This window comes from Microbispora bryophytorum, from assembly GCF_043197435.1.
In the GTDB taxonomy this organism is placed as follows: Bacteria; Actinomycetota; Actinomycetes; order Streptosporangiales; family Streptosporangiaceae; genus Microbispora; species Microbispora bryophytorum.
Genome location: NZ_JBICTF010000002.1, coordinates 931,652 through 939,687, shown reverse-complemented (window position 1 = coordinate 939,687; position 8,036 = coordinate 931,652). Strand labels below are relative to the sequence as shown.

General features: G+C 66.9%; 8 protein-coding genes and 1 pseudogene. 2 read left to right on the top strand and 7 right to left on the bottom strand.

The window, feature by feature from the left end:
• Positions 1–205 precede the first annotated feature (205 nt).
• From ACGFIB_RS09410 to ACGFIB_RS09380, 7 genes and pseudogenes are all read right to left on the bottom strand, one after another.
• On the bottom strand, positions 206–754 hold the full coding sequence (locus tag ACGFIB_RS09410; protein ID WP_393369991.1) for a hypothetical protein: 549 nt from the start codon (positions 752–754) through the stop codon (positions 206–208).
• A 23-nt stretch (positions 755–777) separates the two neighbouring features.
• Entirely contained in the window at positions 778–1,002 is a 225-nt protein-coding gene (locus ACGFIB_RS09405; RefSeq protein ID WP_393369988.1) for a hypothetical protein, read from the bottom strand.
• A gap of 229 nt (positions 1,003–1,231) precedes the next feature.
• Positions 1,232–1,723: a hypothetical protein gene (locus ACGFIB_RS09400; RefSeq protein ID WP_393369985.1), complete on the bottom strand. Its 492-nt coding sequence runs from the start codon at positions 1,721–1,723 to the stop codon at positions 1,232–1,234.
• Positions 1,724–1,751: 28 nt separating this feature from the next.
• Positions 1,752–2,557, bottom strand: a pseudogene (locus ACGFIB_RS09395) (IS5 family transposase).
• Between the two features lie 828 nt (positions 2,558–3,385).
• Entirely contained in the window at positions 3,386–4,732 is a 1,347-nt protein-coding gene (locus tag ACGFIB_RS09390) for an XRE family transcriptional regulator (protein ID WP_393369982.1), read from the bottom strand.
• Between the two features lie 105 nt (positions 4,733–4,837).
• The gene (locus ACGFIB_RS09385) at positions 4,838–5,707 is read right to left on the bottom strand and encodes a phosphotransferase (RefSeq protein WP_393369979.1); all 870 of its coding nucleotides are present in this window, start codon (positions 5,705–5,707) and stop codon (positions 4,838–4,840) included.
• A complete protein-coding gene (locus ACGFIB_RS09380) occupies positions 5,704–7,005 on the bottom strand; it encodes an XRE family transcriptional regulator (protein WP_393369976.1) in 1,302 nt (433 codons plus the stop codon). The genes ACGFIB_RS09385 and ACGFIB_RS09380 overlap by 4 nt, the downstream gene beginning before the upstream one ends.
• 238 nt (positions 7,006–7,243) lie before the next feature.
• On the opposite strand from ACGFIB_RS09380, the gene ACGFIB_RS09375 reads away from it, so the two are divergent.
• A complete protein-coding gene (locus tag ACGFIB_RS09375; RefSeq protein ID WP_393369973.1) occupies positions 7,244–7,708 on the top strand; it encodes an ATP-binding protein in 465 nt (154 codons plus the stop codon).
• Positions 7,705–7,989, top strand: a complete 285-nt coding sequence (locus ACGFIB_RS09370) for a hypothetical protein (protein WP_393369970.1) — start codon at positions 7,705–7,707, stop codon at positions 7,987–7,989. Before ACGFIB_RS09375 ends, ACGFIB_RS09370 begins: the two co-directional genes overlap by 4 nt.
• Positions 7,990–8,036: the final 47 nt, after the last annotated feature.

Sequence of the window (8,036 nt, the reverse complement as noted above, 5' to 3'; positions counted from 1 at the left end):
CCTGAGGCCCACCACCACCCTCCAGAACACCGCCGGGGGGGGGGGGGGGGGCCGCCCCCCCCCCCCCCCGCGCGGGGGGGGGGGGGGGGGGGGGGGGGGGGGGGGGGGGGGGGGGGGGGGTGGGGGGGGGGGGGGGGGGGGGGGGGGGTCCCCCCCCCCCCCCCCCACCACTTGCCGAACTGTTCTATCAACACCTCAGAGCCGTTCAACAATGCCCGCTGAGCATCTCGTGTTCGGCAGCTTTGCGGCGGTGGGAGGGGATCGACTCTCTCGTCCGTTCAACGGTCAGCAGGGCGTTGAAGTAGACCGCGGCTCTGGCGACTTGGCCTGCTGTGTGGTCGACGGAACCGAGCTTGTGTTGGATCAGCCATTCTGAGACGGTCGCCCATGAGTACAGCTTGGCTTGCACTGGCGGAGGGAACCCGCCTGGTCCTCGTAGCCCGCCAGCCCAATGCCTGGCTGCTGACATGCTGACCTTGGCTCGAAGTGCGACCTCCTCGATCGAGACCAGGTCACCGCCACCGATCCCTGTGACGGTAAAGTCGGCAGCTCGTAGGTCCTCGATCGCCGTGAGGATCGCTTCGGCAGCATCTTCGGCCTTGCGGGAGAACATGACTGTCCCTCCCCGCTCGTCGGCCTGCACTGTAGCGTCGATTCCGCCCTTGTTGTGCAGTGACTCGGCCAGCTTGTCGACGTGGTCGTCGGTCACTGGACCGGCAACGTCGATGTCGAACCAGAAGACATCCACACTCATGCCGTTCCCCTCCTCGTTCGTCGTCATTTGCTGGCCGGGCAACCGGCCACAGCCTTGTAGATCTTCGCTGCTTCATGTTCCGCCACGTCGGGCGTGCCGTTGATGAAGAGCGGCGGACAGCACCCACGGCCCCCGGGACAGAAGAGCTTCTTGTAGATGTGGGCACGGCCGCCCGTCCGACCGGGAGGTTCGTTCCATCCGGCGCGGATGGCGTCCCTGATCGCACGGAGGATCTCCTTGGCTGGCATGTACCTGATTCTAGTACACCTGTACATCAGAATAGTACATCCGAACGATTCTCGCTACCAGGGGCTACCCGGACCGAGTAGATCTTCTAGGGAAGATTGCCGAAATCCTCGCCCAACGGGGCCGTGACTTTCCCCCAGCGAGGTGGACATCATCGGCGGGGGCGCCAGAGCTGCGGATGGGGCTGGTACAGGGGAGTCCTGGTGGGGAACCAGCACGGCCGTTCCAAGATCATGACGTGAGGCCGAGGATGGCGAATGGCCTGCTCATGTAGCGGCATGCCCAGCGGGTGGCTTCGGTGATGTCGGTGCGTCCGGCTAGGCGGAACGCGCCGATGGCGAGGTTGAGCAGGGAGGCCATGACGCGGGGGCCGGAGCGGGTGCGTGTGCGGGAGTGGTCTTCGCTGTACAGGGTGTCGCGGATCCAGTGCAGGACCTCGATGCCCCAGTGGTCGCGGTTGTAGCCGGCCAGGTCGGTGGGGGTGGCCATGTCGGCGTCTGGACTGGCGATGCCGAGCTGGGCGATGGCCGACAGGGGGGTTCCGTCGGTTGCGGTGACGTGGCGTTCGATCAACCAGACCTGGTTGACGTGGGGGAACGGCAGATCGGGTGGGGCGGGCAGGACCTGGATCGTGCGGGTGGTGATCCGGCCATGGCCTTTGTGGGTGCTGTGGTGGGCGATGGGGGCATCCCGCCAGGGCAGGGCGTCCAAAGCGTCGTACAACGCGCTGCGGTTCTCCTTAGACGATGACTCATTTGGCGAGTCGGCGGTAGCAAATGAGGGCCGCAGCGAGGGCGACGAAGGACGCGAAGTGGTCGGCCCGGCGCTCGTAGCGCCGGTGTAAGCGGCGACAGCCGGCCAGCCAGGAGACCGTCCGTTCGACGACCCACCGGTGACGCCCCAGGCGCCGGCTGGACTCGACCCCGCGGCGGGCGAGGCGCGGGATGATGCCCCGGCCGCGCAGGAAGGCTCGCAGGTGGGGATAGTCATAACCCTTGTCCCCGTGGAGCTTCGCGGGTCGGCGCCGTCGCGGCCCACGACGGGAGCGAATGGGCAGGATGCTGCGCACCAGCGGTTCCAGCGCCAGACTGTCATGGACATTGACGGCGCTGATCCCGACAGCGAGAGGCAGACCGGTCCGTTCGGTGATCAGGTGAATCTTCGACCCACTCTTGCCGCGATCGACAGGATTCGGACCTGTCAGTTCCCCCTTTCATCGCCCGCACGCTGACGGAGCCGATCGCGCACCGCGACCAGTCCAGCTCTCCTCGCGCGCCGAGCTCGTCCAGCAGGATTCGGTACAGCTTGGCCCACACCCTGGCGGTACTCCACTCGGTGAAGCGGCGGTGCACTGTCTGCCAGGAGGCGCCGAAGACCGGCGGCAACTGCCACCAGGCGCACCCGGTGGTGGCCACGTACACGATCGCCGCCAGGATCATTCGATCGTCGACCCGCCGTCGTCCGCCACCCTGTGGCCGCGTCGGCGCCGGCGGGACCACCCGCTGGAAACAACTCCCACAACTCATCAGGCACAAGCCGTCGAAGGAACGCATCCACGAACGAACTAACGATCAGTCCCCAAATGAGTCACGCTCTTAGGCAGTAGGTGCTGGTTCCGCGACAAGGAGCGGCAAACACGAGTACCTTGGTAGCCGTTGCGAGGTCTGCGACACAGTTTCACCTGGGGGATTGGCCGCTACCAACCCCCCAGGGTTCAGCCTCTACGGGCTGAAGGGGTTCCATACGAACCTGAGCACCCGCCGTCGTTCCGGTCGTCCGTGTCGGTGGCGGGTGCGCCACCACTGAATCTCAATGCTGATACCCCACATGTCTTCACCCCCTCTCATTCATTGGTGGGGCATTGCGCGCGATGTAACCGTAGCAGTGAAGCGTGCCTTGGGCGAACAATTCTGCAAATCCCGGCTGTGCTTTGATGCTAGCGCAACCGTCGGCGTCTCTGGCCTGGGGAAATGCAGGCCCCGTGCCTAGCCTTGCGACCTCTCGGGATTGCTGTGTGGCGCAAAGAATAGGTAGGGCTATGTCTGACCTCAAGGCCGCATCTCATAAATCGAGTAGAAGTTATTGGGTATCGATTATTGGGTTGGCTAATTAGTATGGCTCAAATCTCAAATCCCTAGTGTTTCCTCCCCTCTCGGGTGCCCAGGGAGGTAGCTGCGGCCGCCTACGTGGCTTAGAGGGGCTTCCAGGGGCATGTGATGGTCGAGTTGGCGGCCACTCCAAACGAGTCACTGATCCCCGCAGCGCCGTTACCCGGCTGAGAGGCCTGTCTTCGGCACCTGCATCTCGACCGAGGGCAGAGCGTAGTGTCTCACCGAGATCGTCGCTGACCTCGCCACCTGCTATCCGAGAGGCTTGGAATCGCCGTTAGAAGGCAGCGGGAAGCATCCGGGTAGCGGTCTCCGTCGAGTAGACCTCAATCTTCTCCGCCAAGGAACCCGCCTCAAGGGATGTGACAGACGCGAGAGAGGCGCGCACCTGCCCCATGCGCTTGATCAGGCCCTCCACGCGCCTGTCTGGTTGTAGGGCGAAGACAGGAGACAGAGCATCGGCTGCTCCGTCGATGTCGCCGGTCAGGAGGCGGGCAGCCGCCAGGTCGACGCAGGCGCTCGCTTCGGCGGCGTACCAACGCTGCTCGACGGGCACCGCTCGGTAGAGGCTGAGCGCTCGTTCGCATTCTGCCTTGGCTTCTTGTGCCATGCCCGCGTTCAAGTAGGCGGAGCCAGCGCAGAAGACTTCGCGGGCCTCCTCGAATCCGAACTCGCCGCCCACACCTTCGTGCAACTCCCCCTGCGGTCCGCGAGCGTCCCGGGCGGCAAGGATCGCGTTGCGAGTGCCGTCGCTGTCGCCGAGAAGGGCGGACGCTCGGGCGGCGATGCTGAGCAGCCTTACACGAGTCGTACCGGCGGGAGCGATTGCCAGCCCCCGCTCCACCAACCGGAGCGCCTGGGCCGGGCGACCGGCCCAGAACTCCACGCATGCCAGCAGCCCGTCCGCCCACGCCGACAGTTCGTTGTGGCCGATGACCTCCCCGTAGACGCGGGCGGCCCTGGCCTGCTCCGCCGCGGCGTACGGGTAGCCGAGGTCGAAGCTCGCGCTGCCCAGCAGGCCGCAGAGCTGCCCGGCCGCGAGGTACAGCTCGTGCTGCTGCCTTGGATTCCGCGTGCGCTCCAGCAGTCGGTACGTACGGTTACGCACCCGGGTCAACTCCCCGAAGAGCGGCAGCGGCGGCGCATGCACGTATGCACGGGCCAGGCGGATGATGTCCTCGCTGAGCTGCTCCAGTGCGTTGGGTCCGACGGCTGCGGCCTCGATCTCCGCGGCGTGGTCGCTGGATTCGCTGGCGGCACTCATGATCACTTCTCGTTCCGTCGCGGGGACCGACGTCTTCACACCCGGTGTGTAGTCGGTGGCGAAGCCGAGCTCCACCGGGCTCGTCCGAAAGAGCCGGCACAGCAGGTCGAGGTAGTCCGCGCCCGGCCGGTGCCCGCTCTCCCAGTCAAGCCAGGATCGCTTGGTCAGGCCACGCGCGCCAAGCCCCTGTTCTTCGCACAACCGGTGCAGGGCTTGGACGGCCTTCTCCGCGCTGTTCCACCCATGCGCGAGCCGGAAGCACTTGAGCGGGTGATGTCCGCAGCACTGACCGATCTCGGCAGAGATCGCGTGCAGTACTGCGATCGGTGGAGGATCGGTCGCCTGAAGAAGGCGGAGCATGCGGATGCGCTGTGCGCACTCGACGTCGTGTCCAGGCCTGGCCATCTCGGGGCCCTCCCAAGCAAGGTCGGCTTCAACGGTACGTCACCGGTCGTGAGCGCGCAGCTACTCGTACGGGGTCCACCGGCCCAGCCCGGCGTTGCGCAGGGTGTCGATCCTTCTGCTGATCTCGCGTGCGATGGACGGCCGGCTCGCCAGGGCCGGCAGCGCACCGGTCAGCATGGTCAGCTCCCTCGCCTGCCGGAGCAGTGAGAAGGACTCCGCGGCCATGACGTCGAACCCGTACGAGCCCAGGAACTCCTCGACAGAGGGATGGCCGAAACGCAGGCCGTTGACCACCGTGGGCACCAGGTCCCATTCGAGCGGCCCATGGCACATCTGGTCGAGATCGCACAGAACGACCTCGTCGCCGCGCCAGAGCAGATTGCCCGCCCATGCGTCGCCGTGGATCAGTCCGTACGGCAGCCGGTAAGGGGTGGACGGCAACTCCCTGTCCAGACGGTCGCACCATCGCAGGAGGAACTCGCGGTCGCGGTCAGCGAGCATGCCGACAGCCAGCTGCAGATTGGCCCGGGCATCCGATACCGGGTCCCACGGTGGGAGCGGGAAGGGCGGCAGCTCCTTGTGCAGCCGGCGCAGCAGCGGCGCGAGCCGTACGACGGATGGAGCCCGACCGGGTTGCGGAAGGTACTGCCAGAAGGTGGCGACGGCACCATCCATGACGACGGCCTCGGGGACGTCCCCATGGACGCGCACCGCCGGAAACCCGATGTCTTCGAGCCAGTGCGCCATGCGGATCGCCCGCCGGGCCTTGGCCGCAGTGTCGACGGACGCGATGCGGACGACGGCGTTGGCCCGAGGGAGGTAGTAGACGGCATTCGCGCAGATACGAATCAGGCTGGCCCCGCGAGAGTCGATTCCGGCAGCGTGGCAGAGCCCGGACACGATGCCGTCCCCCGAGAGCGCGGCGGTCATCGTGCCAGCTCTCTTCTCGACCCGAGAGCATGGAACTCCTCGATGCGCTCGACCAGAGCGCGCGCGTACGAACACCCGCGGAAGCGGGGCTCGGCGTTCACCCAGCGGCGTACGCCCTGCAGGCGCTGGGCGAGGCCGTCGATGCGCTGATGCTCGGGCAGGGCCAGGACGTTGGTCACGACAGCCGTCGCGGCCTCCAGATCCCCCTTCAGCAGGTGCCCCACCGTGAGGTCCGCGTAGGCGATCGCCTCGTTCCCGTACGCCCGAAGGTGGGCTGGCCCCGTTCGGTACAGGGAGACGGCCTGGTCCGCGTAGGCAATGGCGGCGTCGGCGTGGCGCAGGTGAACGCAGGCGCCCGCGGCCAGATAGGAGTGCTTGGCCAGGTCGAAGCGGAACTCGCCGCCGACGCCGTCATGGATCTCGTCGTAGTCGCCCTTGCGATCCCACGCGCCGCCGATCGTGCGGACGGTTTCCGCCTCCGCGCCCATCGCCGCGGACGCCAGGGCTTCGATACTGGCGAGGCGGGCGAAGGCCGTACGGCTGGGGGCGTAACGCTGACCATCCTGCGCGAGGCGCACGGCTGTGTCGGAGGAACCGCTCCAGTACGCGATCATCGCCTGTAGCCCGCGAACCCACGCCCGCAGCGCCTGGTGATCGATGACTGCGGCGTAGGTCCATGCGGCCTTCGCCTGAGCCATCGCCGCCGCCCGGTTCCCGAGGTCGAGGCTCGCGTTCGCGAGCAGCCCGCACACCTGCCCGGCCAGCAGCATGAGTTGGGCAGCCTGCCCAGGACGGACACGCGCATCGAGGAGCCGGAAGACCTCACCGCGCAGGTGAAGCATCCGGTGGAAGAGCGGTAGCGGATCGGCGTAGACGTACTCGCTCGCAAGCCGACGGATCTCGTCCTCAAGGTGTTCCAGGGTGATCGCGCTGATATCGCTGAGTTGAGCCTCGCCGGCGTGCGTGAGCGACTCGCGGCCCACCTCTGTAACGAGGGCGCGCTGATTCAGCGGTGGTCGCGCTGGCTCGTCCGATGGGCCGTACGAGCGCGCGAACCCGAGCTGTACCGGTCCGGTGAGGAACAGTCGGCAGAGCAGGTCCTGATAGTCGGCGCTCGGCAGATGCTCGCCCTCCCACTCGATCCAGGAACGGACCGTGAGACCTCGGGCGCCGAGCCCATCACGGGCACACATCTCGTGGAAGGACTCGACTGCCTTCTCGATGGTCCAGCCCCTGGCCAGCCGGTGTGCTTTCAGGGCTGAGTGGCCGCAGCAAGCGCGTATGTCTTGCGCGATCACATTGGGGGACCTATCCGAATTCCCCGTCCGGATCCTCCTGGCGCATTCCAGGTCGTGACCAGGCATATGCCGACGGTAGATCAGAAAGCCCGACCGGAGAGGCTCCTCACGGGTGTGGGTTCACCGCACCCCCAGTGTGGATTCGCCGCCCTTCGGCGCGGTCACCTCTCGCTACCGGCAGTGAGCGGGTGGCGACACCTTTGGAGCACCACACATTCAGCAGAGGGAGGCGGATTCGGTGACTCTAGTCCGGGAACGGCCGGCCATCATTGCCGCCTGGCCGCTGCGGGAGGACGCCCGGGCCGCGGCTCAGGCGCGTCAGCTGATCAGAGGTGCGCTCATCGCACTGGGCCTCCCGGCGGAGCTGGTGGACGACGCCGTTCTCATGGTGAGCGAGCTCGTCGGCAACGCCGTGCTGTACGGAGATGCTCCCTTCGAGCTGGTGCTGCGATCCGAGCAGGACGAGCTCCACGTCGAAGTGCTCGACAGCGGCACCATCAACCCCGTCATGCGAGTGGCCGGCCCCGAGGAGGAGCACGGCCGCGGGCTCGCCATCGTCCGCGAGGTGTCGGGAGCCCGCTGCGGCTGCCGACATGGCATCCCCTTCCCGACGAGGGAGGACGTGTACGGCAAGTCCGTCTGGTTCGCCATTCCCATGCGCTGTCAGGTCCCCGTCCCACGCCTCTCGGGAGATCCGCTATGACAATCGCTCCAGAGGAGGTCGTCTCCTGGTTGGAGAAGCTGGGCGCCGAACTGGAGAGCCGCGGCTTCTCCGCTCGACTGCGCGCCGGTGCGGGCCGGACGCCCTGCCTGCACGTGATCAACCTCGCCGCACCTGTGATGAGCGAAACCGTGATGGTCGCCGTCGACGGCGATGGCGAGTGGTGCTTCTACTTTCCCTGGCCCGAGCGGATCGCCCAGGTAAGCGATCCCGTCACGGCAGCCGATCGCGTCGAGCGTGTGCTCGCCGAGGTCGGCCGATAGACCGGCGCGGCGGCGTGGAGTCCGAGCCCCCACGAGGTTCCACGCCA